The organism is Ruminococcus sp. RTP21198st1_G1_RTP21198_201120 (assembly GCF_040924265.1).
Classification (GTDB): domain Bacteria; phylum Bacillota; class Clostridia; order Oscillospirales; family Ruminococcaceae; genus Hominimerdicola; species Hominimerdicola aceti.
The window spans coordinates 36750-62386 of record NZ_JBCOMH010000020.1 but is presented as its reverse complement, the minus strand read 5'-3'; the positions used below and the strand labels follow the sequence as shown (position 1 = coordinate 62386).

Here is a 25637-nt window from a genome sequence, read left to right as displayed (position 1 = left end):
ACACCGACCCGTTGAATCCGGATACGGACAGGGACGGTTTGCCGGATGGGGATGAGCCGCATATCGGGCTTGATCCGAGTGATCCTGAGACGTTTGAAGTACCTGACGCAGATTTTGTTTTTGAGCAAAGTATTCCTGCGGAGAGCAAGGCTCTGGAGGATATTAATACAGAGGATAACGCTTACGAGTTGACAGTAGAATTCAAATCTTCGGGCTATGCGGTAAACAGCGCAGAGATCAAGCAGTCGCCGTACTCGAATGCGATAAAAAACGACGCAGTTCTCGGAAAAAGTGTAGAAATCTCTTACGAAAGCACTTGCAAAGTTGACGAATGTGTGCTATACTATAAGATAAAGGATAATTATACCAATAATATAAGTGATAAGTATACAGCATATACGGAGGAGCTTGACGGTATAAAGCGTTTGCAGGCATTCAGATTTGATGAAGATCTGCATATGCTGCTTTCTGTGGAAACTACATATGATTTAGAAAACAATACCGTCATTTGCGAGGCAAGCGAACTGGGAACGTATTGTCTGATGGATATTGAAATGTGGCTGGATAGTCTGGGATTTGAGGTTGAAGAACCGGAGATTGCGGTGATGGCGTTAGCCGAAACAGTCACAGAAGAATTTATTGAAAGTAGCATGATAAAAGCAAACTATAATGGACATACCTATGGAATTTGCTCGGTTTCCGGCTATGACTGGGACAGCGCAGAGGATATCTGCGAGGCGCTCGGCGGACATCTGGTAACAATAAACGATTCTGACGAGCAATGTTTCATTGAAGAAAAACTGCTTTCAAAGGGTACGAAAAATTCTTATTGGATAGGCGGACAGTACACCTCAAGTGGCTGGAGATGGCTTACTGGAGAAGATTTCAGCGCATGTACCAAATGGACTCCGACACAGCCGGATAATTATCTCGGACAAGAAGATAAGCTGATGATGTACAGAAATACAAATCCGCTGTGCACGTCGGGAACATTCGGCTACTGGAATGATTTAAATAATGACGGAACATGCAATGGTGAGGCATTTTTCGGACTGAATAATTTTGGATTTATATACGAAAAAGATAGCTACAAACCAAAAACATACTATATAGTTATCGGAAACAACTTCAAAAAACTCACACTGGTATCACCTCTAAAAAGAGGAGCATGGACAAACAGCGATACCGACAGTTTGACGGATTGGCAGGAGTTTGACAGCAGGAACAGTATGCTTGCATGGGATTCGGATAATGAACCTGTGCTGCCCACTTTGAAAACTGTGCTGAAATTAAAAGGTGACGTCAAGATATCGAATGAACTGACAAGGGAATTAAACGGTTTAGATGATTATCTTGATGTTGTGAGGGTTGCGCCGTTTTTGAGTGATCCTACGGTGGAGGATACGGATGGGGATAATCTATTAGATAATTTTGATCCAAAACCAAAATCCGTCAATAATAATGGCGCAGTCATGAAAGAACTGTCAATAGAAAGAATTTATAATGCATATATGCTGCATTTAGAAGACAATGTTTCAGAAGTATATGATATATATACGGCTACAGGAAAAGATAGCGAAATGAGCTGGGAAGAATTTATTGAATTTTATAGTGGTGTCGTTGATTTTAATTTTTCCTTAAAGAACGCTAGCGAAACAGAGTTGAAAATAACAACATTACAAAGATGTTTGGAATATTTAGGCTTTTTGGATATGGGAGGGTCGGCGTATGGTGCAATGGGGGGAGCAACTCAGTCGGCAATTCAAAATTTTCAGCTTAATTATGGATTGAATATTTCCGAACAAGTTGAATTTTACGGTAAGTGGTTTATAGAAATTGATGATATAACATATTTGACCATCGCTAATGTTGCTGCTAATCATGGATTCTATGTTGGTGACAAACCTGTTGAAGCACATACAGAATATAAAATGCTTTGTAATTTAACTGCAGAAGGCTATGGTAAAACATTTTTTGATTATATTCCGAGTGTGGTTCCGATATTAAATATTGAACAAATCAACAATGATATTTCAATCTATAGTGATATTAACGGCAAATTTGATACTGTATACTATTTAGATTATACGGAACCATTAAAGAACATTATAACAGATATGACAAATGCAGCGGAAAGCTTTATATACTATCCTTCATTTAACGGATATGTTCAATTCTATACCAATGTTAATCATGGAGGAATTTGGGATGTGAAAGTACGGGAAAGTTGGAATAATACGATATCAACTATTCATTATTTTTCTCAGGGTTTCAAATTTGTATATAATGATATTATTATGAATTCTGAAAACTTAGGAAATTATCTATATGGCTGTACTGGTCATGCTACAGGATTTACTTTAAATATCTTATATAAAGGAAGCGGATATGCCGCTAGTACTGGTAATACTATTGATAATCAGGATGACTTAGATTTCATCAAAAGGGGATATGATTATTATGATGAAATATGTTAAATATGTATTGATGAGTTTCATATATGCTCTTTTGTTTAATTTAACTGCATATTTAGGAGCAGGGATAGCTTCTGTTATTTCTATATTTATTTTTTTTATTATTTATGCAGCGGTACAGTTGGCTTTTTTTGTTAAGTTAAGCAGCCATAATATAAAAATATATTGTTTGGGTGTTATATTGACCATTTGTTTTTCTGTTATAATCGGTTATATATTTTACGATACTGATTTTTTTATTCATATATTTATGGCTTTCAACGGTGATTATGGAACACCTAATGCAGGAAGCGGCTTCGGTATGATTCTAAGTTATAGTCTTAATGGGATAGCATTACTTTGTTCAATTCTAATTGGTATATATAATATACTGACTAATCGACAGCAATAAGTCTAAATAGTTCAATCTAAGTTAGGTGGTATAGAGCAGCCTCAATATTTACAGAGTTATTATATTTTTTCTGCTCATTTTTTGCGAATAATTTTAATTAATGTAGGTGTCTGGGTTCAGCAATATTTTATACATATCATAACTAGGAGGAATTGTAGTGAAAAAAATAGCATAGTAGCTGTTATATTTACATTGATTGTTTCTATGTTTTTATCTTCACGAAACATTGTATATGCGACAGAAGATAAAGCAAGGGCGATAACAATTCATATGCAAGGACTATCTGATGAGGCGTATTATGTTGATCTTCTTGTAAAGATTAAAACTTCTGATCCGGTATACACTGATTTCAACAGCAAAATGCCAAAATAAATGGTTTTGATAAAATGGTTTATTACAAATCCGGCCACAGATTTTCCAGGAACTAATTTTTCTACTACAGGATGTGTCGGAGAAACGGAGATTGCAACTGATTGGTGGTATTCGATTGGTGATGCTGATTCTGCAATGAGCATGCATTGTGCAAAAAATAGAAATGGTTATATTGCAACTATAACATATAATTTAATTGATTTCTATGATTGGGAGTAAGGCTCTCCTCTTCGAGGCGGTCTTGTTACTGATGGAGAGATGTATGAATTACATGAAGCAGGAATGGCAAGAGAATATAAATCTGTTGGAACTTATACAAGGGTCATTACTTGGAACAAAGGAGGTCGAATGAATGAATCAATTCTTTGGTAAGTTAAAAAACTGCAATCATTCTAATTGTTTTATTGATTGACCCTCTGAAAAAAAGTCTGTAAAAAGTCAGTCAACTGTGATATAATAAAAATAACACAGGAGGCTGATTTTTTATGGCAAGAAGAAAAAGAGAACCAATGAGCGAGGGGAAGAAGAATATCATCGCAGAACTGATCGAGGAGTATGATATCAGGACAGCAAAGGATATAGAGGATGCTCTCAGGGATTTGATGGGCGGCACTATACAGGAAATGCTTGAGGCAGAGCTGGATGAACACTTAGGGTACAGTTCATATGAACGCTCGGACAACTCCAATTACCATAATGGTAGGAAAACCAAGAAGATACGTGGAAATTTAGGTGAAACAGAAATTGAAGTACCACAGGATCGAGACGGAACATTCGAGCCAAAGGTTGTAAAAAAGCGTCATAAGGATATTTCAGGTATCGAACAGAAGATAATATCGCTGTACGCAAAGGGCATGACAACTCGCCAGATAAGCGAAACGATCGAGGAGATCTACGGCTTTGAAGTCAGCGATGGTATCCGATATCACAGACCGTCTCCTTCCGCAGATAGAAGACTGGCAGAAACGTCCTCTTGACGAGGTTTACCCCATTGTATTTATTGATGCTGTACATCTTTCTGTACAATAAAACGGATAGAAAAAAGCTTGCAGCATATGTAATACTTGCAGTAAGCTTGACAGGTCACAAAGAAGTGCTGTCCATACATATCGGTGAAAACGAGAGTGCAAAGTACTGGCTTGGCGTTCTGAACGAGCTGAAAAATCGTGGTGTAAAGGACGTCCTCGTGATATGTGCCGATGGTCTTTCGGGTATGAAAGGAGCGCCGTATCAGCGGCATTTCCGCAGACAGAATTACAGCGTTGTATCGTTCATCAGGTGCGAAATATGCTGAAATACGTTGGCGAAAAAAGCAAGAAAGAATTTGCTAATGATCTGAAAACAATTTACCAGGCGCCGTCTGAGGACGCTGCACTTGAACGGCTTGAGCGTGTGACGGAGAAGTGGGAGAAAGATTATCCAAACGCCATGAAGAGCTGGTACAAAAACTGGGATGTGATCTCACCGATCTTCAAGTTTTCCGCTGATGTGAGAAAGGTCATTTACACCACCAATGCGATCGAAAGCCTTAACAGCGGCTATCGTCGTCTGAACAAGCAGAGAAGCGTATTTCCGAGCGATACGGCGCTCCTGAAGGTACTGTATCTTGCAACGCATGAAATAGCGAAAAAAATGGACTATACCGCTGAGAAACTGGGGCATAGTTCTTGGCGAGCTGGAGATCATGTATCTCGACAGGCTAAGCTGAGCCGGCACAGTCAGTCTGCTTCCATTCCGCTACGCTCCATTCCAGCAGACTGACTGTTGAAGAACCTTGACAAATTACGGTATTTATTGTATACTGTAAAAAAATGAGCGGCTGTTTTTCAAGCCGCTCCACAATATCGTTTTTTATCACTGTTGTTGAATTCACAGAGATTTTTTCACAGGGCCGATAAAACTTTTTCATTTCCATGCTCGCTGGATGATTTGGGTGAGGGTTTTTCTTTTTGGGATGAAAGCATGATATATGAGGAGAAAACCGAACTTAGAAGCTGAGGATTGTTATATGACGGTAAATTGCTGGATACGGTCACAATGCATTGTGCAGCAGACGATAATGATTATAGTGATAATGATATTATTTGTATAAGCTTTACTGCGAGTGCTTTTAAAAGGCAGGATACGATTGATAATATTTCAATAGGCGGAATAACCTTTGAGAGTACAGAAGCAGAAATAAATCAAATGTTTGGTGAACCGACAGACAATCATGAAGATTCAAGTCACTTTAGCTCATATTTATATTTAATTGATAAAAAGTGGCTGACTCTTTCTTTTAATTATGGGCATCTAAATATTATAGATCTTAATTTTGGAGGAAAATAAAACGTCGATTAATATTGATACAAGTTTTGAGATTATATTAAAACTAGACAATGATATGACAAAAGTAGAAGAAACAATGATAAAACTATCTGACGAAGAAACATATACCGTAGATGGTTTTTGTGAAATATAAAAAAATAATTTTTATTCGTCGCTTGATGAGAAAGGAAATGTCATGAAATTGCAAAAACAGATTACAAACGAAGAATTGCTTGAACTTACAAGAAAAGCATTTGAGAATGATGAGGTTGCTGAATTTCTTTGCGGAGAAAAAGGATATTCAGTTATGGGAAACAGGGATATACCTATTAATATTCCTACAGATTTCGGACGCATTGTAGAAAAAGGAATATATGAGTTATATTTGACTACAAATGATGAAGTAATTATCAAGAAATTCCGTAAAGCAATTATGACACTAAATAGTACACCTATTCAAGTTTGGTGTGCATATATGGCTTGTTGGAATCAAATTTTCAATGAACATTCTAAATATCCAGCACTGTTTAAAATGATTGATGATACCCTTTTAAAGACATTAAAAAGTACCTTGATAAACAATGAATCATCTCTACGTAATTGTAAAGAGTGGATGGGGATTAACAAAAAAATGGATTATGGGATTACATAATTCGTATAGATAATGTCTTAAAAAAAGATTATGGGGTGAGTGTATTATGAGTGAAGTGAATAATGATTTTTTAGAATATGGAGCTTCTTTTTTAGTTACAAAGAGAGATTATGATTTGTATTATAGTGATCCATTTGATTACTTGGTGCGGGAGGGCAACGCTTTATTGCACCAAGCAATCAAATGGATCAATTGCTTATTGTAGCTAATGGTGATATTGGCATTATAGAAGAAGGACTAGGTATAGAGACCGATAAATGGGCAGGTCAAGAATTAGTTAGAATTGACATAGATAAATCCATTGTAAATGATTTCTATGAAAGTGGAAATCTTAAGCTTCCAACAGGTTCAGAATCTGGTGCAAATAGTAATTGGATTCCTGGTGGAGAAACAAGTGGTGGTATAGCTGAAGCTATACTTTCTGATTGTCCTACTTCCAATATTGATAGAGTTGGAACTACTACTGCAGTAAATGGAGTCCCGACCGAACAATTAAATAATCTATATAATTCGTTAGGAGGAGATTCAAACGCACTTAAAACTGTTACTGATGCAGTAGATGATATTCCGAGAACAAATATAGATGAGAATGCGCTATTAAAGAATATTACTACTGGTAAAACAAATGTAATAGACGCTATTGATGATGTTTCAACTCTACCGGGACGTAGTAATGGCACACATCTTGGTGTGCGTGTTGGTGCTGTACTTGGTGTTTTAGGAACGGTTGGAGATGTTGCTGATGTTGTCACAACAGCTAGTACAGCATATCAACAGTATAAAAATGGAGATATTGAAGGAGCAACTGATACACTTGGTTCATGGGGGATGAGTACATTAGGTGGAATGGCAGGTGGTGCAGGTGCAGGTGCTCTAGCGGGCATTGGTATGGGCACTCTTGTTGCAGCTGGACTTGTATCTGGACCAATTGGCTGGGCTGCAATTGCTGCAGCTGGTCTTGCTGGTGGTATTCTTGGTGGATTTTTGGGTGAGAGTATATGGGATTGGCTACTAGACCCTCTCAATGACGAATATACAAATGCAGGTAACGCTCAACCTCCTCGTGATCCTCTTGCGATAGATCTTGGAGCATTAGGGATTGAACTTACGACACTTGAAAACGGTGTTAACTTCGACCTAGATAAGAATGGTTTTGCTGAAAAGACAGCATGGATAGGTCTTGAGGATGGTTTCCTTTGTCTTGATCGCAATGGTAATAGTAAAATTGACGATGGCGGTGAGCTTTTCGGTGATCAAGTCGAACTTTCTAATGGCGCAATTTCTGTTTCGGGTTTTGAAGCATTGGCGGACTTTGATGAAGATGGCGATGGTGTAATTGACCATAATGATACAGTATGGAATGATTTGCGAGTTTGGATTGATGCAAATCATAATGGTATATCTGATTCAGGAGAATTGAAAACACTAAACGAATTAGGAGTAGTAAATATAAGCCTTGATGTTACCAAGGAGGAGAATGTTGATACTGCAACTGGAACTATGGAAGCTGAATTTGCTATGGTTACTTTCGCAGATGGAACTGAGCGAAAGATTAGCGAGTTTTGGTTCCCAGTAAACACTTCAGATACAACACAGACGGGCGGAGATGGTGAAATTGTAGAAACCAAAGGAAATGTTCCGGATATTACTTTAGCTATTGAAGCAGATAAGACAGGAACACTTGCGGTACTGTATAAAAAATATTGTTTATCAGAAGATTTTGTTGAAAAGCGATTTCTCTCAAAACAGATTTTATACTTTATTACTGATTCAACAGATATTAGTCCGAATTCGCGCGGCGGAAATATTGATGCTCGTGACCTGCATGTGATTGAAACCTTTATGGGACGTGAGTTTGTTGGCGTTGGTGGAACAAATCCAAATTCAAATGCAGCAAACATTTTGAAAAAGTTGTATATATCACTTGAAAATATCTTTTTCAGCGATCTTAATGTAGAATCACAGGACAGTTTCTATATTAACATGATTTTTGTTTCAGAGGATGAACAGGGAAATAAAATCGTAGATTTCACTTTTCTTAATGCCATTTTAGAAATGGAAATTGCTACTGGTGAAAACGTTGAGGGAAACCTTTATAGTATCGGTTCATATCTTTCTCTGTTCGATGAAGCTTATGATACTAATGCTTTCAGTGAGTTTAGTACATACTATAAAGCAGTTTCACCACAATATGCTGATATTTTGGAACTGTCTAAATCAGGAACTACATATCTTGCAACCAATGACAATGACACATATAGAGGAACTGGAAATAATGATTTCATTTTCGGATTGGATGGAAATGATATATTAAATGGTGCGAGTGGAATTGATATTATTCATGGAAACAACGGCAATGACCAAATATCCGGAGGAGTTGGAAACGACATGCTCTACGGCGATTCAGGCAACGACACTCTCGACGGAGGGACAGGCAATGACACTCTCAAAGGCGGCTACGGCGATGATACATACATTTTCGCAAAGGGCTACGGAAACGATACAATAATAGACTCCGATGGTCTGAATACTCTCAGATTTAAGGGAATTAAACCAAGCGATATCCTTGTAAACGGCACAGATGAATACGACGCAACTATTACAATAAAGGGTACGAACGATACTCTTGTTATCAAGGATTTCCGCAAGAGTGAGGAATACCGCAATTACGACCTTGAAATAGACTGAGTTAAAATGCACGTTACAGATAAGGATAGTCCGTTCAGACATATCTACGGCGGAAACGGCGACGATGTTCTTAAAGCAGTTGTAGATGATTCGATCTTGCACGCTTTCGGCGGTGACGATACCGTTTACGGAAGTAAGGAAAATGACGTTATCTACGGCAACGAGGGCAATGACACCGTTTACGCAGGAAACGGAAACGACTTTGTTTACGGCGGAGATGATAACGACGCTATTTTCGGTGAGGAAGGCGACGATATTATTTACGGTGATAACGGTGATGACATTCTCGACGGAGGAGCAGGAAACGATATACTTTATGGCGGAGCAGGAAACGATACATATGTATTCAGCAGAGATTACGGTACAGATGTCATTGATGACAGCGAAGGAACGTCAACTGTTAAGCTTGCCGACGATCTGACTTTGTCGGATATCGAGATCAATGCCGTTGGTAATGATGTGATTATCAGTATTAAGGATACAGAGGACAAGCTTATCATTACCGATTTTGCAGACGCTCCCGAAAACTACGTTCTGCAGATAGGCGAAGAAATCCTGCCCGTACAGGATAATATCACAGGCATCGATAACTATGTTACAGGTACAGAGAATTCAGATTATTTACCTCTTGAAAGCGACAAAGCCAATATCGCCGCAGGCGGTAACGGAGATGACTTTATTATCGGAGGAACAGAATCTGACTATATCTTCGGAGATTCCGGAACTGACAGAATTACAGCAAATGACGGCAATGACGTGATCTTCGGCGGCAGCGGAAATGACTCTCTGTTCGGAGAATCAGGAAATGACTGTATCTCAGGCGGAAACGAAGATGATTACATCAACGGCGGTGACGGCGACGATATTATCGACACAGGCTCAGGCAATGACTTTATTGACGGAGGCAGCGGAAACGACACCTATATCTTCAAGCCGGGATACGGCGCTGATTCTATTATGGACAGCGAGGGTGCAAATACCATTATGTTCGGTGACGGATTCACCGCAGAAGGTGTAAAGGCATACCGTTCCAACTGGAATGATATTCTTATTACCTTTGACGGATTTGAAGATACCCTTACAATAAAGAATTACTGCATCAGCAAGGAAGCAAGAAACTTTACGCTTGTATTTGCCGACGGAACAGTCGTAGAAGCAACAGCTCAGAACAGTCCTCTCAGAACTATTTACGGTACTGACGGCAGCGAGTACATGATCTCTATTTATGAGGACGGAATAACCAAGATCGGTCAGGACGGCAATGATCAGCTTGTAGGCAGCGACGGAAACGACTATCTCTACGGAGATAAGGGCGACGACAGACTTACAGGAAATGCAGGAAACGATGTTCTTGACGGCGGAGAGGGAAATGACTATCTCTATGACGGAGCAGGAAACGATACATATATCTTCAAGAAAGGCTATGGAACAGATACTATCGGCGACGGTGAAGGCACAAATACTATTGAGATCTACGGATATTCGTCAAATCAGATCAAGGCTTACCGTACAAACTGGAATGATATTACCATTACATTTGAGGATTCTGATGACAAGCTTGTGATCGAGGGATTCTTTACTTCCGAAGCAAACAGAAACTTCTACCTCACATTCAACGGAGGTTCTAAGGTTCACGCAACCGCTTCCAACAGTCCATTAAGAACTGTTTACGGAACTGAAAATAGTGATTACATTGTAACTATGGACGACAGGGGGGAAACTCTTATCGGTGAGAACGGAAACGACAGCCTTAATGGAGGAAACGGCGCAGATAAGCTGTACGGAGGTATCGGAGACGATCAGTTTTATGGCAACGGCGGTAATGATACCCTTGACGGCGGAGAAGGCAGTGACTATCTCTACGGCGGAGCAGGAAACGATACATATATCTTCAACATAGGATACGGCACAGATACAATTAACGACAGCGAGGGTATCAATACGATCTCATTCGGCAGCGGTCTCTCAGCAGATACTATGTCCGTTTACAGAACGAACTGGAACGATCTTACTATCACATTTGATGGAATTGAGGACAAGCTGATCATTCAGAATTACTTTACGTCTGAGGAAAACAGAAACTTCAATGTAAACTTTGCAGACGGAACAAGATATGCATATGACAGCGAGGGAAATCCTCTGAAACAGGTCCATGCGACTGAATACGATGACTGGATGTCAGCATGGAGCGATAACGGCATTGTTATTCACGGCGACGGAGGAAACGATACGCTTAACGGCGGCGCCGGAAACGACGCGCTTTACGGCGGAACAGGAACCGATTATCTGTACGGAAATGACGGAGATGATATCCTTGACGGCGGAGAGGACAATGATTATCTGAACGGCGGCAACGGAAACGATACATATGTATTCGGCAGAAATTACGGTACGGATATAATTGAGGATTATGACGGAAATAACAAGATCGTATTAAGCGGTATTGATCTTAACGAGGTCACATTTACTAAAACAAACCAATCCGAACTGACTGTATCAATAAACGGCAGCGAGGATAAGCTGACTATAAGGAACTTTAATTCCGAAAGCTTTATCTTTGAATTTGCAGGCGGAGCAGTAGGAACAGTAAATAAGGATACCTGGGAGCTTGAGCTTAGTCAGCCTGCAAGCAATGAAATATCTGAGAAAGATGTCATACAGTCAAACGCCGAGCTTCTCTCGGATATCTATTCAGACGAAAGTATGTCTTCAGATTTGCTCACAGAAATAAACGACACCGTTCTGATTGATTCTTCAAGCACTGTTTCTGCGGCAAAGGAAACAGAGGAAACCGCAGATCAGACGGATATACAGGTAATGATACTGACCGAAAATATGTCCGCTTTCGGTACGGAGAACAACGTTTCTGACAGTATGAGCATTAGTGATCCGATGCAGGATACGTCAGCTTTGAATCAACTGCTTGTCGGTACGCAGGCAGAGTAATATAAATTCTGATTAAAAGTGCGGCAGTAAAAAAGCTGCCGCATAATTTATGTAAAAAGGAAGTCGAAGCATGGAGAAAAAACAAGACAGCGGACTTAGCTGCTTTATGATAGTTATGAAGTTTCACGGTATACCTATCACAAAAGAGCAGGCTGAAACGCTATCAGTTCTTGATCCCGAGCAGAAAACCGGAGAAATAGAAATAATAGAATCCGCAAAGAAATTGAAAATGCGGGCAAAGCTTTGTAAGCTGAATTTAAAAAAGCTGAAGGACGTAAAGGCGCCGATTATTGCAAAGGATAAAAACGACGTATTCTTTATTGTCGCAAAATCTCAAGGCAATAAATTCATGGTCTTGTTTACGGACAAAACCCAGCCGGAGATAAAATCCCGCGAGGAATTATCTGAAATCTGGGATGGCACAGCGATCCTTGTTACAAAAAAAGGAATAATGGACAGAGAAGCGGTATTCAGCTTCAAGTGGTTTATACCCACGATACTGAAATTCAAAAAGGAATTTATACAGGTACTGATAGCCGTATTTACAATACAGATTTTAGGAATCCTTACTCCCGTTATGACTCAGGTCGTTGTGGATAAGGTTTTAGTCCATAGAAGTATGTCGACGCTTAACGTGCTTGCAATCGGTATCGCAATTGTATATATATACGAGCTGATTCTGTCCCTTGCCAAAAACTATGTGTTTACCCATACGACAAACAGAATAGATGTTATGCTCAGCTTCAAGCTGTTTCGGCATTTGTTCGCACTTCCCTTGAAATACTTTGAATCAAGACGAGTCGGCGAAACGGTGGCGAGAGTAAGAGAGCTTGACAGTATCAGAAATTTTCTGACAGGCACTCCGCTTTCCTCAATGATAGATTTTATTTTCATAATCGTATACATAGTAGTATTGTTTTTCTACAGCAAAATGCTGACAGTTATCGTCCTCTGTTCTATACCCGTTTACGCAGTACTTTCGGCCATCGTTACTCCCCTTTTCAAAAAAAGACTGGACGAAAAGTTTGAAACGGGAGCGAACACTCAGTCTTTTTTGGTTGAATCCATAACGGGAGTGCAGACCGTAAAATCCTATGCCTTAGAGCCAAAGTTCGAGAAAAAATGGGGCGATTTGCAATCCGATTACGTAAAGGCAAGCTACAAAACCTCTATGGTTTCCGCAACCGCCGGAACGACCGGACAGTTTATTCAGAAGGTATTCGACCTGTTGATTCTGTTTTTCGGCGCAAAAGCGGTAATGGACGGTAATTTTACAGTGGGGCAGCTTGTGGCGTTTCGAATGCTTTCCGGCAGAGTAAGCGGTCCTGTTTTAAGACTGGTACAGCTTTGGCAGGAATATCAGCAGGCGTCGCTTTCAGTAAAAAGAATCGGCGATATTTTTAATACAGCCCCTGAACCGATTCTAAACGCAAATCAGACTGCTATGCCCGGCGTTCAGGGTAAAATTATATTCGATCAGGTGCATTTCAGATACAATCCGCAGGGCGGAGAGGTTATCAAGGGAATGAGCTTTGAAATAGAGCCTGACACTATTGTAGGAGTCGTAGGCAGAAGCGGTTCGGGAAAGAGCACCATTTCAAAGCTGATTCAAAGACTTTATTTGCCGGAGGGCGGTAAAATATCCATAGACGGAATGGATATTTCACTTGTGAATCCCGCAATGCTCAGAAAGCAGATCGGAGTAGTATTGCAGGAAAACTTTATGTTCAACGGGACCGTAGCGGAAAATATTTCAATTCACTGCTCAACAGCAAGTATGGAGCAAATCATTCATTCTGCAAAAATAGCGGGCGCGCATGATTTTATCCTTGAACTTCCTAACGGCTATGAAACGATTATCGGCGAAAAGGGCATGGGACTTTCCGGAGGTCAGAAGCAAAGAGTCGCTATTGCGAGAGCAATACTTAACAATCCCAGAATACTTATATTTGACGAGGCTACGTCTGCTCTTGACTATGAATCTGAAAGCATTATCCAGAATAATCTCAAGGAAATATGCAAAGGAAGAACAGTGCTTATTATTGCTCACAGGCTTTCAACGTTAAAGGACGCGCAGAAAATCATGGTGATTGATAAGGGCAATCTTGTGGAATACGATACTCATGAGAATCTGATGAAACGTGAAGGGCTGTATCATTATTTGTATAACCAGCAGAAAAGGGGCGATATTGATGAATAATAAGCTGACGGAATACGTATTGAAGCACAGCAAAAGCAAGGATAAGGAGCTGAAGTATGATTTTATGCCGTCCTTGCTTGAAATTATTGAACGCCCTGCCCATAAAGCGGGAACGGTAATAATTCTCGGAGTTTTTACGCTTCTGATCGCGGCAGTCATTTGGGCTTGCCTTTCGAAAATAGACGTGGTAGTTACTGCCGGCGGAAGCGTTCAGCCATCAGGAAATGTAAACGTGGTGCAGGCCTATTCAGGCGGAACAGTAAAGTCAATAAACGCTGCCGAAGGAGAATATGTGAAAAAGGGAGACGTTCTGATAGAGCTTGATACGGAATCCCTTGATATTGATACAAACCAGCTTAACAGTCAGAAAGAAATTCTTGAAGCACAGCGGAAAATATATACAAAGATTAAAAACGGCGACGATATTTCAAAGGTTAAAATTGAAGATTACGAAGCTGAGCTTAAACCGTATATTCAGTCAATTATGGATGCAGACGCAAGCTATAATAACACTCTTGACAGTCTTAAGAAGGATAAGGAAAACGCCGATTTAAATCATCAGATTTCACAGCTGCAGCTTGAGGAATACGAAGAAAGCGGAACACGCCGTCAGGTTGAAATGCAGGAGCTTATAGTAAAGCAGAACGAGCTTGCGCTAAAACAGTCGGAAACGAAAATCAAGGATACAAAAATCCAGTACAGCGCACAGATCAATTCAAAGCTTTCGGAGATAAGCGGTCAACTTGACGAAATAGAAACCAGCCTTGAAAAATACGCCTTGTCTAAGGATTATCAGTATATAACGGCGCCTGTAAGTGGATATATAAACAACGTAAATGTGAACACCGTCTGAGCGGCGGTAACGAACGCACAGGAGCTTGTAACGATAGTACCTGATAATATGCCTGTTGAAATGGTGTGCTATGTAAAGAATATGGATATTGCCGACATAGAAATCGGAATGGAAGCGGAAATCAAGCTGGAGGCGTACCCGTATAACAAGTACGGAACGGTAAAGGGAAAGGTGAAATATATCAGTCCCAACGCGTTTGTCAGCGAGCAGACGGGTAGCGTTTATCTTGTGAAGCTTGAAATTACAGATAAAAATGATGAGATAGATGTGATTTCAGGATTATCCGGAAGCGTGGAAATAAAGACGGATAAGAGAACGGTTATGGATTACTTCTTAGAGCCTATTAAAAAAGGCTTCGGGGAAGCTCTGAGGGAGAAATAGTTTTGAAATTGACACCTCCCCCCTATCACAGTGAAACGGGAAAGTTAATAAGGAAAAGGCATATATATAAATACAAAGAGAAAAGTATAGTAATTTAAAACGGAACGTGTAATGGAATGACCCCAAAAAGTTAGACAAAGTTTAAAAAGTATATTTATGCAAAGCGACTAAGAGAAATCTTGGTCGCTTTTGTTATGCGGCTTTGAGCCTGAACTCCACCGGTGACATACCATCAAGCTTAAGCTTGATGCGTTTTGTGTTGTACCATTCGATATACTCGTGAAGTTCTTTGATGAAATGCTCAATGCTCGTAAATTCTTGCAGATAAAGTAATTCTGTCTTTAACAAGCTGAAGAAGTTTTCGGCACAAGCATTGACCCTCTGAAAAAAAGTCTGTAAAAAGTCAGTCAACTGTAGTAAAATAGAAATAACACAGGAGGCTGATTTTTTATGGGAAGAAGAAAAAGAGAACCAATGAGCGAAGGAAAAAAGAACATCATCGGAATGCTGCTCGAGGAGTATGATATCAGGACAGCAAAGGATATAGAAGATGCTCTGAAAGATCTTCTTGGCGGCACAATACAGGAAATGCTTGAATCTGAAATGGATGAGCATCTCGGATATGGCGCTTATGAGCGTTCTGACAATCCGGACTACCGAAATGGAAAGAAAACCAAGAAAATACGCGGGAACTTCGGAGAAACAGAAATTGAAGTGCCACAGGATCGTGATGGAACATTTGAACCCAAAGTCGTAAAGAAGCGTCAGAAGGATATTTCGGGAATAGAGCAGAAGATCATTTCACTGTACGCAAAGGGCATGACACTCGCCAAATAAGCGAAACTATCGAAGATATTTACGGATTTGAAGTCAGCGATGGTATGGTATCCTATATCACAGACCGTCTCCTTCCGCAGATAGAAGAGTGGCAGAAACGTCCTCTTGACGAGGTTTATCCCATTGTATTTATTGATGCTGTACATTTTTCTGTACAAGAAAACAGACAGATAAAAAAGCTTGCAGCATATGTAATCCTTGCAGTAAGCTTGACAGGTCACAAAGAAGTGCTGTCCATACATATCGGTGAAAACGAGAGTGCAAAATACTGGCTTGGCGTTCTTAACGAGCTGAAAAACCGCGGTGTAAAGGACATTCTTGTCATCTGTGCAGACGGACTTACAGGCATGAAAGAAGCCGTATCAACGGCATTTCCGCAGGCTGAGCTTCAGCGATTATCCCAATGCTATGAAAAGCTGGTACAAGAATTGGGACGTCATATCGCCGATTTTTAAGTTTTCAGCGGAGGTCAGAAAGGTCATTTACACCACCAATGCGATTGAGAGCCTTAACAGCGGATACTGCCGTCTAAATAAACAGAGAAGCGTATTTCCGAGCGATACGGTGCTTTTAAAGGCACTGTATCTTGCAACTCATGAAATAGCGAAAAAATGGACTATGCCGCTGAGAAACTGGGGTAGAGTTCTGGGAGAGCTTGAAATCATGTATCCCGACAGGCTCGGCTGAGCGAGCCACTGAACATCAGCCTGATGGAATGGAGCGCAGCGCAATGGAATCAGGCTGATGTTCAAAAAGAACCTTGACAAATTGCAGTATGCATTGTATACTGTAAAAAATTAGAGTGGCAAATTTTATGCCACTACCAACTAACGTTTTTATCACAGTTGATTAATTTACAGAGATTTTTTCGCAGAGCCCAAGCAATTGTCAAGACAATTTCCTTTGCGTGACATACTCTGCCTTATCCTTTTATCTTTAAGCATTTTCTGATAATGCCTGTGCTGATATTGCCAACCTTGGTCTGAATGAAGTATCAGATTTGTATTGTCAGGTATTTTTGCAAATGCCTTTTCAAGCATATCTGTAACCTGATTCAAATTCGGATGATAGCTCAGATTGTAGGACACAATCTCACCATTAAACAAATCCAAAATAGGTGAAAGATACAGCTTAGTGCCGAACAAAGCAAACTCGGTTACATCGGTAACCCACTTCTGATTAGGCTTGTCTGCTTTGAAATCACGTTCAAGAAGATTAGGAGCAATTCTTCCGACTTCACCTCTGAATGAGTTGTACTTCTTCATTCTGACACGGCAGAATATTCCCATTTTACGCATCAAACGCTGTACTGTCTTGTGGTTGACAACATATTTTTTTCTCAATTCATTTGTTATTCTGCGATAACCGTAACGACCTTTGCTTTCATCATAAATTCTGCGAATTTCAGACTTTATTTCTGCGTATTTGTCCGGTTTTGGATTATCAAATTGTTTGCTGTAATAGTAGTAGGTGCTGCGAGGTATTTCGGCATATCTATGAGCAGACCTACCTTGTGTTCATGCCTCAGTTCCCATATCACTTGTGCTTTTTCTCTTGCCGTACCCTCTCGGCAACCAAGGTATTCAATTTTTTTAAGTATGCATTTTCTGCACGAAGTCGCTGCACTTCGGCAATTAAATCCTCTTCTACCTTTTTGTCAAGTTTTGGCTTTCTGCCTTTCTGTGTTCCACCGGCTGCACAGGCTCTGCCACGTCGTTCAACATAGAATCCTTCTTTTCCTTCTTCAAGGTAGATTCTTTCCCAAGAGGTTACTCTGCTATGTGGCACATCAAACTGTCTTGCCACTTCTCTTTAACTCAGTTTTTCCTTACGCATAGTTTCTACAACCATTATTTTAAATTCCGGTGTGTATCTCTTGTTTGGCTTTCCTTTTGGCATAAAAATGCCCCCTTTCGTCAGACTTTTTATTGGTATACTTCTATTATACCACATTGTCTAACAAAAGGGGAGCATTTCATAAAAGCGTTCCGCTTTTTTGTCTGCAAATTTATTAGTTGTTTTACTCTGCTGTTTATGGTAAAATAGAAATGCAGAAAATGGGCTCCAAAAATGCAGAACAGGAGCTCGCAAAAGGGCTTCAAAAATACACAACAGGGGTGCTCATTCTATGCGCAAACCGAGCCTCCACTCATTAATCTTGTGCTGATTGGGCTATGCACTTTTTCGAGCCCCTTTTATGCACTTTCTGCTTGACAAACACAAATGGAACGATAAAATATGTAAAGTAATAATGAAAAAGATAATCTCTACGCTGATATAATAGTGTTTGTCAGCAGAAAAAGAGTAATGATTGACGATATTTATGGGATAATTTTGAGGTGACGTATGAATAAGCTTCTGGCATTGCTCCAAATCCTTATCAAACAAACAGACGAAAATCACAAGCTGACAACAAATCAGCTTATTGAAAAGCTTGCAGAACAAGGCATATCAGCTCACAGAAATACGATTCCTGCAGACATCAGGAAGTTAAGAGATGCAGGCTATGATATTACCTGCGATAAAAGCACACAGAATAAGTATTTTATCGGCAGCAGAGGACTGGAATCCGCAGAGATAAAAATGCTCTGCGACGCTGTAAATGCAGCACAGTTCATCTCGGAGGAAAAGTCCTCAGAGCTTATAGACAAGCTGTTTTCTCAGCTAAGCGTTTATCAAAAGGACGAGATTAAAAACATAATTCAGCAGCCGAGCGAAAATAAAGCGGATAATAAAAGCATATATTTTGCCGATACAATTAACACAGCCATTACGCAGTGCAGAAAAATCCGTTTTCAGTATTATGAATATAACGAAAAAAGGGAAAAGGTTTTAAAACATAATGGATATACATATACGGTCAGCCCTTATGCTGCCGTGTGGAACGACGACAGGTACTATCTTGTAGGTTACTGTGAAAAGCATAAGGACATAACGGTTTTCCGAATAGACAGAATAGCGGATATATCACTTACGGAAAGCATTGCAATACCCTGTCCGAAGGACTTTGTGCTGAAAGATTTTATTGCTCAGACCTTTAAAATGTTCAGCGGAGAACCCATGACTGTGACTCTGAAATGCAAAAACAAACATATGAAAGCAATAATAGATAAGTTCGGCGATGATATAGAAACAAATAAAGCCGATAAACAATTCTTCACTGTAAAAGTAAAAATTGAGCTGAGTCCTACATTCTATGCGTGGGTGTTCCAGTATCAGGGAAAAATATGTATACAATTTCCACAAGAAGCAGTTGACCAATTTGTGCAAATGGGAGAAAGTGTGTTTGAGGTGCATAAGTAATTGTGCACCTCGTTTTTTTGCTATTGACATCAAAATTCAAAGGCGTTATAATATATACATAACCGAAACGAACGTTACAGTTAGAAAGAGGCGCATAAAAATGCAGCACAAGAATGCGGAGTATTTTAAAAGGATCATAGCCTTTATAGACGATTATGCGGTAAATAACGGCTCATCCCCAAGCGTAAGGGAAATATCAAACGGCGTAGGGCTATCTACAGCTACCGTCAGCCGCTATATGCAGAAAATGAAAGCAAACGGTGAGCTGGACTATGACGGTCATCGAAGTATTGTGACAAAACGTCAGAAACAAACGCTTGCCGAAACCGTTGAGATTCCCATACTAGGTTCTGTCTCCTGCGGAGTTCCTAAGTTTGCAGAAGAAAATATTGAAGAATACGTAAGACTGCCGGTTTCTCTGTTTGGCAGAGGTGATTTTTTTCTGCTCCGAGCCAACGGCGATTCCATGATAGAGGCAGGAATAGATTACGGAGATCTGGTGCTGATCCGTCGGCAGAACTATGCCGATTCAGGCGATATAGTAGTCGCTCTTATGGACGATGAAGCTACGCTCAAACGCTTTTACCCCGAACCGGAAAATCAAAGAATACGTCTGCACCCCGAAAACAGCGAAATGGATGATATCTATGTGGATAACTGTATCATTCAGGGAGTAGCAGTCAAGGTTATAAAAGATCTAGAATAATTACAAGGAGACCAGCTATGAAAAGTCAATAGAAAAAGAAGAAGATTAACAGAAAGTTCAAAAGGGGCAAAAAGGATGTCCACCCTAAAAAGATAAAGGCGAAAAATTTAAACGAGAGCGAAAGTAATATTATCATTAAGGAGCTTAAAGATAACCCTCACAAGCTTGTGAGCGGTATGTCCCAAAGCAGAATAATGAGAATTGCCCTGAGCTACTTTAGAATCATAATAACTCTTGAATGTGTCGTTGTTTAAAGAAACGTTCCACGCTGCATTTATGAGAGCATAGCGGAGTATCTTTGAACCGCGCTTGGACATTCTTGTACGCTTTGCGTTGAACTTGCCCGACTGATTGATGACAGGGTCAAGTCCTGCATAAGCAAGCAACTATGAAGAATCAGAAAAGCGTTTAATGTCACCGATTTCGCCAAGTATCATAGCACCATTGAGCTTACCAATACCCGGAACGGTCATGATAACCGAATCAAGCTCGTCCATAGCTGTTTCAATAACCGTTTCAAGCTCATTTAACTGGCTTTCAATTAACTCAATCTGAGCAATGGTTTGGGTTATTTGAATAGATATGTAGGTGTTCTTCACACCAACGGACGATTTTGCAAGACTTTTGAGGGACTCAGCGTCCTGCTTACCGAAGCGACCTCTGGAAGCTTTGGTAAGAATGTTACTTAGTTTTGTTAAGTGTAAAGCAGCAATGTCGTCCGGTGAAGAATACACCTTAAGAAGCTCATAACAGGATTTGATGTGCAGACCGGATTTAAAGAAGTACTGAAGCTCCGGAAAGATAACATCAACGTAAGAAGTGAGCTGAATTTTAAGTCGTGCTTTGGACTTTTTCAGATTCTGACGAAAACGGCAGAGGGACTTTAGCTTTAAGGTTTTGATGTCGTTTTCAGTATAACGTCTGAATGAGTTGACCATCAATGTTTTGCAGATAAGCAAAGAATCCACCTTGTCGGTTTTAGTCTTGCGAATGCCTGTTTTACGCATAGCGGCGGTCTGAACTGGATTGATGACAGCAAGCTCATATCCGCAGCCGTGCAGAAAAAAGATAACATTTTCTGCATAGTGTGCAGTTGATTCAAGCCCGATGAGAAGATTTGATTTGTCGAGTGAATCAAGCTTTGATTTAAGGAGCTTAAAGCCTTCGTGGTTGTTTGAAAAAGAAAAGGGTTCAATAACAATAACGCCGTCCGAATCAACTGCTGCGGCAACGTGAGTTTCCTTTGCAATATCAATTCCAACATAAATCATAAGTTTTACCTACCTTGTAAAATTATTGGTACTGTTTTCGTGCCACTTAGTTTTATTCCCGTAAACTTGCGTGAGATTAAAATTCTTTGACTTATCCAGCTATAAACATTGTAAATAAAACTGTGGCTTTACACTCCTTATAGTAGTCGAGCTACAGAAAAAATCAAAAGTCCACAGCATCTGTTTTATTATACCACATTTTTGGAAAGGAGAGTATGATTTAGGCTTTACTATATCATACAAGAAAGTAATGCAAAAAATACGAATAATTGACGCGGACGAATCGGGAGGTAATAATACGTTCGCTCGTCTTCAACGTTGGTACTGCCCCAACTGCGGAGAATTAGCCACAGGATATCCAAACAGGAATAACATAACAAAAGTTGAATGCAAACGCTGTCATATAACAATGCTGAGAAAGTCGAAAGGCTGGCATCACGATATCATTGAGATGTTTGAATATGTCAGCGAGTGTTAAAATAAAATACGGTATGTAGACGGTAAGGTCGGGCTGAAACAGCGCCGCGTTTAAATCCTTTATCAGGGTCGCATACTTTGATTACCGATCGGTTTATCCAAACATATCGACTAACGTCGATTAACATGAGAGGCCGTCGGCAGGATAGATTCCGCAAGGAGTCTGTCTTGTCGACGGCTTTTTTTATTAAATAAATATTCAACGCCTGATATGCATTATGGCAGGGAATACAAAATATGACCGTTTTGCAGAGAATGCAAACAGCATATTTTGTGCCCTTTCTTTAGTACGCCCATTTTTCAGGCAAACAGAGTCTGTGTACTAAGTATGCAGGCTCGTTTTTTGTGTCCTCAGAAGAAAGGACACAATATGATTTTTACAACAAAGTGGCTGTGCATTATATCCAAATATCCGTAAGCCTTCGTTTTGATTCAAAACAAAAATCAAAACGGAGGAATATTAATGAGTAAAAATACATTGCGTGTCTATGACACCATAGCAAAGAAGTATGTTGAGGTTGAAGTCAGTGAAAACGTCAGAGTGGGATACAATCGAAGTCAGTGGAATATTGACGATAATGACAAGTCGTTCTATCAACATGAGATTCAGTTCTCAGCCCTTATCGGAGGCATTGACGGAGCATTTGAGAACTTTCACGAATTTGTGACTGACAAAGATGTTACTGAACGAAATGTTATGCTGCATGCGGAATATGACAGACTGCATAGTTGTTTAGCATTGTTATCGGATGACGAGCGAAAATTAATTGAACTTATATATTTTAAAAACTTAACAATTGAAGAATGCGGAAAATATCTTGGTATTACTCACCAAGCTGTCAGCAAGAAAAGAAAGAGGATTTTGTGCAAACTCTACAAACTTTTAAAATAATCAAAAAAATGGTTGCAAAAAGCGTTGCTTCTTCCCCTATACAAGCGGAATAAAAATCCGAAGTAGCTTGACAACCGAATATCAACTCTGCAAGTACGTTAATCACACGGTCGGTATGAAATCTCGGCAGCCAAATGAACCATGCGCGACGACCTCAAAAAGCGAGCGATAACCATGACGTTCAGACCTTTGGACAGCAACCAAAGTCGGCGATGAAACGTGTGAGGATAATGATACTTCCCAGTGAGGGCTAAGAGAGCGGGTGAGAGTCCCATGATGCGGTTACGCTGACCGCAGCTTGCAGAGTTCCGGGCGTGACGGGTATCGGGGATAAATATCATGCAAAGGCAAAACGAATTATTACGGCGGTTTGCGTAAAATGCAGATCGCCGTTTTTACATAATATTTAAACTATTTCAGAGGTGAAATACAATGGAAAATATAAAGGAAAAACTAATGAATACAGAAAGATTTTATGGTATCAGAATTCCTCCTGCTATATGTATTCTGCCTACATATCATCCATGCTGTGGCTGTGTGTGGTATGACAGGAATACAGACGTACTGTTCTGTCCGTTTCATAGCTGCGTGAGATACAAAAAAGGCTTTGAAGTTCCAAAGAAAAAGGTGAATGAAAATGCTGATTAAACGTGGAGATATATTTTATGCAGACCTGAATCCTGTGGTCGGCTCGGAGCAAGGCGGCATTCGTCCTGTTTTGGTGGTGCAGAATGACGTAGGAAACAGACATAGTCCTACAGTAATCGTTGTGCCGATATCGTCTGTAAGAAAAAAGAATTTGCCTGTGCATATTCAGATAAGATGTTCAGAACTGCCAAAAAATTCAACAGTTCTTGCGGAGCAGATACGAACGATAGACAGATACCGACTGAAAAGTTACGTGGGTTCAGTTGATTTTGAACTTATGGAAAAAGTAGAAAAAGCGATGAAAATAAGTATAGGAGTTGATTTTGATGACTAAATTCGGACAGGCAGAATACAGCGATTTTATGGCAAAAGTATTTGCCGATAAACTGGATAAAATTCTTGAACAAGACGAAAAACAGAGTTTCAACAGCAAAAATACAGAGGATATATACAGTCAGTTTCCGTCTTCAAGGGACGCAGCATAAGGAGGTTCAGAAATGGTAGGATTTATTATTGGATTGCTTGCAGGCGGTACAGCGGGAGTATTCACAATGTGTCTCTGTACTGCGGCAAAGCAGGCAGATGAAAATATGTCAAATTCGGACAAGTAATTTTGTCAGGTTTGGTGATACCATTCTGAAAAGATTTGTGGTATTCTTGTTGGTTGAAAGGAGAGTGAGAAAATGCCGACAGTAACGGTGATACAGCCTACAATATCAGAAGAACAAAATACAAAAATTCGTTGCGCCGCATATTGCCGAGTATCAAGCGATTCTGAAGATCAGCTTAACTCATTTATGGCTCAGATGAGGTATTATAGTCAGGTGTTCGATAATTCGGAAACAGAGGAACTCATCGACATATATGCTGACGAGGGTATCACAGGAACCCGTGAGGACAAGCGTGACGAGTTTCAGAGACTTATGAAGGATTGCCGAAAAGGAAAAATTGACAGAATTTATACAAAGTCCATAAGCCGTTTTGCCCGAAACACAAGGGATTGTCTGAAAAACGTCAGAGAGCTTAAATCGCTTGGTATCACAATATATTTTGAGAAAGAAAACATTGATACTGCCAATATGACCGATGAAATGATGATTACAATTATGGGCGGTCTGGCGCAGGAGGAATCAACTTCGATCTCGCAGAACTTGCGTTGGGGTATAAAAAAGAGAATGGAGAACGGCACAATAAAAATGTGTACTCCAGTTTTCGGATACGAACTTGTTGACGGAAATTTGATTTTAAAATCTGATGAGGCTGAAATAGTACGGCAGATATTTGATTGGTATCTGAATGGATATGGTTTGGCGGCTATAGCCCAAATGCTGAATGCTCTCAAAATAGAAAGGTTCGGCAGAACAAGTCATTGGACAGCAAGTACGGTTGGGGTTATGCTTAGAAATGAAAAGTATATAGGTGATCAGCTGTTCCAGAAAAAGTATACTACAGATACACTTCCGTTTCGACAGGTAGTAAATAAAGGCGAACGAGATCAATACTATTATTCCGACAGGCACAAGCCCATAATTTCAAGAGATGATTTTGATAAGGTTCAGAATATTTTAGCGGAGCATAAGAAATCGTTTAAAGGATTGAAGCAAGATCATATATTTGCAAAGAAGATTTACTGCGGAGAGTGCGGTTCAACATTTAAGTTTAAATGCAGAAAAAATAAAAATTATTGGGTGTGCCGACTGCATGATGCAGAGTCTGATAAATGTTCAAATAAGCAGATTTTAGAGGCGAATGCCATATCGGCATTTATAATGTTATGCAATAAGCTGTGGTACAACTATAAACAGATACTTCTCCCCTGTCAAGCAGCTTTACAGGATTTAAAGCTGAAAAAATTCAGCGGAAAAACTCAGGTAATGGACATACACAAGGAAATAGCCAAACTTCGAGAACAGGCTCACGTTCTTGCGAGATTGAAAACGAAAGGATTTCTGGACGAGGCAAAATACCTTGAACAAACCACTGAATTGACGGCGAAAATCAACAAGCTTCAGACGGAACTGAAAAAGCTTACACGCTCCGACGACGAGGACGAAATGCTTGAACAGATAGAAATGCTGATTGATTTTTTTGAAAAGCGAGAAAATATCATGATTGATTTTGATGAATCGGCGTTTGAGAATATCGTTGAGAAAATTGTTGTTATAGATCAGTATGAGCTGGAGTTTCACTTGATCGGCGGATTGAAATTCAAAGAAAACATATAACAGAAAATGCCTTG

The 25637-nt window shown here is 39.9% G+C and carries 18 protein-coding genes and 6 pseudogenes; 20 read left to right on the top strand and 4 right to left on the bottom strand.

Annotation, left to right across the window (positions count from 1 at the left end):
• From AB5627_RS12510 to AB5627_RS12460, 11 genes and pseudogenes are all read left to right on the top strand, one after another.
• A partial coding sequence (locus tag AB5627_RS12510; RefSeq protein WP_368369873.1) for a polymorphic toxin type 44 domain-containing protein occupies window positions 1-2477 on the top strand: 2477 nt, incomplete at its 5' end.
• Window positions 2461-2865: a hypothetical protein gene (locus AB5627_RS12505; RefSeq protein WP_022287682.1), complete on the top strand. Its 405-nt coding sequence runs from the start codon at window positions 2461-2463 to the stop codon at window positions 2863-2865. The genes AB5627_RS12510 and AB5627_RS12505, both read left to right, overlap by 17 nt.
• Before the next feature lie 372 nt (window positions 2866-3237).
• Window positions 3238-3456, top strand: coding sequence for a hypothetical protein (locus AB5627_RS12500; protein ID WP_302837871.1), 219 nt, complete (start codon window positions 3238-3240; stop codon window positions 3454-3456).
• A 266-nt stretch (window positions 3457-3722) separates the two neighbouring features.
• Window positions 3723-4945 (top strand): annotated as a pseudogene (locus AB5627_RS12495) (IS256 family transposase).
• A 293-nt stretch (window positions 4946-5238) separates the two neighbouring features.
• Window positions 5239-5565, top strand: a complete 327-nt coding sequence (locus AB5627_RS12490) for a hypothetical protein (protein ID WP_117905804.1) — start codon at window positions 5239-5241, stop codon at window positions 5563-5565.
• A 175-nt stretch (window positions 5566-5740) separates the two neighbouring features.
• Entirely contained in the window at window positions 5741-6196 is a 456-nt protein-coding gene (locus AB5627_RS12485; protein WP_022286485.1) for a hypothetical protein, read from the top strand.
• A gap of 183 nt (window positions 6197-6379) precedes the next feature.
• Window positions 6380-8884, top strand: a complete 2505-nt coding sequence (locus AB5627_RS12480) for a calcium-binding protein (protein ID WP_337400468.1) — start codon at window positions 6380-6382, stop codon at window positions 8882-8884.
• A 6-nt stretch (window positions 8885-8890) separates the two neighbouring features.
• Window positions 8891-11830, top strand: coding sequence for a calcium-binding protein (locus AB5627_RS12475; protein WP_337400469.1), 2940 nt, complete (start codon window positions 8891-8893; stop codon window positions 11828-11830).
• A 70-nt stretch (window positions 11831-11900) separates the two neighbouring features.
• Window positions 11901-14030, top strand: a complete 2130-nt coding sequence (locus AB5627_RS12470) for a type I secretion system permease/ATPase (RefSeq protein ID WP_117897893.1) — start codon at window positions 11901-11903, stop codon at window positions 14028-14030.
• Complete coding sequence (locus AB5627_RS12465; RefSeq protein ID WP_368369872.1) at window positions 14023-14883, top strand: biotin/lipoyl-binding protein; 861 nt, start codon at window positions 14023-14025, stop codon at window positions 14881-14883. The genes AB5627_RS12470 and AB5627_RS12465 overlap by 8 nt, the downstream gene beginning before the upstream one ends.
• 18 nt (window positions 14884-14901) lie before the next feature.
• Window positions 14902-15264 (top strand): annotated as a pseudogene (locus AB5627_RS12460) (HlyD family secretion protein); the annotation flags it as partial.
• Between the two features lie 192 nt (window positions 15265-15456).
• Here the strand turns inward: AB5627_RS12460 and AB5627_RS12455 are convergent.
• Window positions 15457-15639 (bottom strand): annotated as a pseudogene (locus AB5627_RS12455) (IS3 family transposase); the annotation flags it as partial.
• Window positions 15640-15714: 75 nt separating this feature from the next.
• Here AB5627_RS12455 and AB5627_RS12450 point away from each other — a divergent pair.
• Window positions 15715-16788 (top strand): annotated as a pseudogene (locus tag AB5627_RS12450) (IS256 family transposase).
• A 167-nt stretch (window positions 16789-16955) separates the two neighbouring features.
• On the opposite strand, the pseudogene AB5627_RS12445 reads toward AB5627_RS12450, so the two are convergent.
• Both AB5627_RS12445 and AB5627_RS12440 read right to left on the bottom strand, forming a co-directional pair.
• Window positions 16956-17591, bottom strand: a pseudogene (locus AB5627_RS12445) (IS3 family transposase); the annotation flags it as partial.
• Between the two features lie 46 nt (window positions 17592-17637).
• Window positions 17638-17907 carry a helix-turn-helix domain-containing protein gene (locus AB5627_RS12440; RefSeq protein WP_117897900.1) on the bottom strand — a complete coding sequence of 90 codons (270 nt, stop codon included), beginning with the start codon at window positions 17905-17907 and terminating at the stop codon, window positions 17638-17640.
• 540 nt (window positions 17908-18447) lie between these two features.
• On the opposite strand from AB5627_RS12440, the gene AB5627_RS12435 reads away from it, so the two are divergent.
• Window positions 18448-19404, top strand: coding sequence for a YafY family protein (locus tag AB5627_RS12435; protein WP_117905800.1), 957 nt, complete (start codon window positions 18448-18450; stop codon window positions 19402-19404).
• Between the two features lie 100 nt (window positions 19405-19504).
• Window positions 19505-20110 (top strand): transcriptional repressor LexA, encoded by a 606-nt coding sequence (lexA, locus tag AB5627_RS12430; protein ID WP_177443186.1) that lies wholly within the window; start codon window positions 19505-19507, stop codon window positions 20108-20110.
• Between the two features lie 107 nt (window positions 20111-20217).
• On the opposite strand, the pseudogene AB5627_RS12425 reads toward lexA, so the two are convergent.
• A pseudogene (locus tag AB5627_RS12425) lies at window positions 20218-21381 on the bottom strand (IS110 family transposase).
• Window positions 21382-22321: 940 nt separating this feature from the next.
• On the opposite strand from AB5627_RS12425, the gene AB5627_RS12420 reads away from it, so the two are divergent.
• From AB5627_RS12420 to AB5627_RS12395, 6 genes are all read left to right on the top strand, one after another.
• Window positions 22322-22750 (top strand): sigma-70 family RNA polymerase sigma factor, encoded by a 429-nt coding sequence (locus AB5627_RS12420; protein WP_022287983.1) that lies wholly within the window; start codon window positions 22322-22324, stop codon window positions 22748-22750.
• 432 nt (window positions 22751-23182) lie between these two features.
• Entirely contained in the window at window positions 23183-23398 is a 216-nt protein-coding gene (locus tag AB5627_RS12415) for a hypothetical protein (RefSeq protein WP_117893374.1), read from the top strand.
• On the top strand, window positions 23388-23732 hold the full coding sequence (locus AB5627_RS12410) for a type II toxin-antitoxin system PemK/MazF family toxin (RefSeq protein WP_117878252.1): 345 nt from the start codon (window positions 23388-23390) through the stop codon (window positions 23730-23732). Before AB5627_RS12415 ends, AB5627_RS12410 begins: the two co-directional genes overlap by 11 nt.
• Window positions 23725-23883, top strand: coding sequence for a hypothetical protein (locus AB5627_RS12405; protein WP_022126950.1), 159 nt, complete (start codon window positions 23725-23727; stop codon window positions 23881-23883). Before AB5627_RS12410 ends, AB5627_RS12405 begins: the two co-directional genes overlap by 8 nt.
• 12 nt (window positions 23884-23895) lie before the next feature.
• On the top strand, window positions 23896-24009 hold the full coding sequence (locus AB5627_RS12400) for a DUF3789 domain-containing protein (protein WP_022288207.1): 114 nt from the start codon (window positions 23896-23898) through the stop codon (window positions 24007-24009).
• A 72-nt stretch (window positions 24010-24081) separates the two neighbouring features.
• On the top strand, window positions 24082-25623 hold the full coding sequence (locus AB5627_RS12395; RefSeq protein ID WP_265290873.1) for a recombinase family protein: 1542 nt from the start codon (window positions 24082-24084) through the stop codon (window positions 25621-25623).
• The last annotated feature ends 14 nt before the right edge of the window (window positions 25624-25637 follow it).

Excerpts from the sequence above, each read along its gene's own strand:
- AB5627_RS12400 (WP_022288207.1), top strand. The coding sequence starts at position 23,896 with ATGGTAGGATTTATTATTGGATTGCTTGCAGGCGGTACAGCGGGAGTA.
- AB5627_RS12485 (WP_022286485.1), top strand. The coding sequence starts at position 5,741 with ATGAAATTGCAAAAACAGATTACAAACGAAGAATTGCTTGAACTTACA.
- AB5627_RS12470 (WP_117897893.1), top strand. The coding sequence starts at position 11,901 with ATGGAGAAAAAACAAGACAGCGGACTTAGCTGCTTTATGATAGTTATG.
- AB5627_RS12415 (WP_117893374.1), top strand. The coding sequence starts at position 23,183 with ATGGAAAATATAAAGGAAAAACTAATGAATACAGAAAGATTTTATGGT.
- AB5627_RS12505 (WP_022287682.1), top strand. The coding sequence starts at position 2,461 with ATGATGAAATATGTTAAATATGTATTGATGAGTTTCATATATGCTCTT.
- AB5627_RS12410 (WP_117878252.1), top strand. The coding sequence starts at position 23,388 with ATGCTGATTAAACGTGGAGATATATTTTATGCAGACCTGAATCCTGTG.
- AB5627_RS12475 (WP_337400469.1), top strand. The coding sequence starts at position 8,891 with ATGCACGTTACAGATAAGGATAGTCCGTTCAGACATATCTACGGCGGA.
- AB5627_RS12405 (WP_022126950.1), top strand. The coding sequence starts at position 23,725 with ATGACTAAATTCGGACAGGCAGAATACAGCGATTTTATGGCAAAAGTA.
- lexA (WP_177443186.1), top strand. The coding sequence starts at position 19,505 with ATGCAGCACAAGAATGCGGAGTATTTTAAAAGGATCATAGCCTTTATA.
- AB5627_RS12435 (WP_117905800.1), top strand. The coding sequence starts at position 18,448 with ATGAATAAGCTTCTGGCATTGCTCCAAATCCTTATCAAACAAACAGAC.
- AB5627_RS12465 (WP_368369872.1), top strand. The coding sequence starts at position 14,023 with ATGAATAATAAGCTGACGGAATACGTATTGAAGCACAGCAAAAGCAAG.
- AB5627_RS12480 (WP_337400468.1), top strand. The coding sequence starts at position 6,380 with ATGGATCAATTGCTTATTGTAGCTAATGGTGATATTGGCATTATAGAA.
- AB5627_RS12420 (WP_022287983.1), top strand. The coding sequence starts at position 22,322 with ATGAGTAAAAATACATTGCGTGTCTATGACACCATAGCAAAGAAGTAT.
- AB5627_RS12395 (WP_265290873.1), top strand. The coding sequence starts at position 24,082 with ATGCCGACAGTAACGGTGATACAGCCTACAATATCAGAAGAACAAAAT.
- AB5627_RS12500 (WP_302837871.1), top strand. The coding sequence starts at position 3,238 with ATGGTTTTGATAAAATGGTTTATTACAAATCCGGCCACAGATTTTCCA.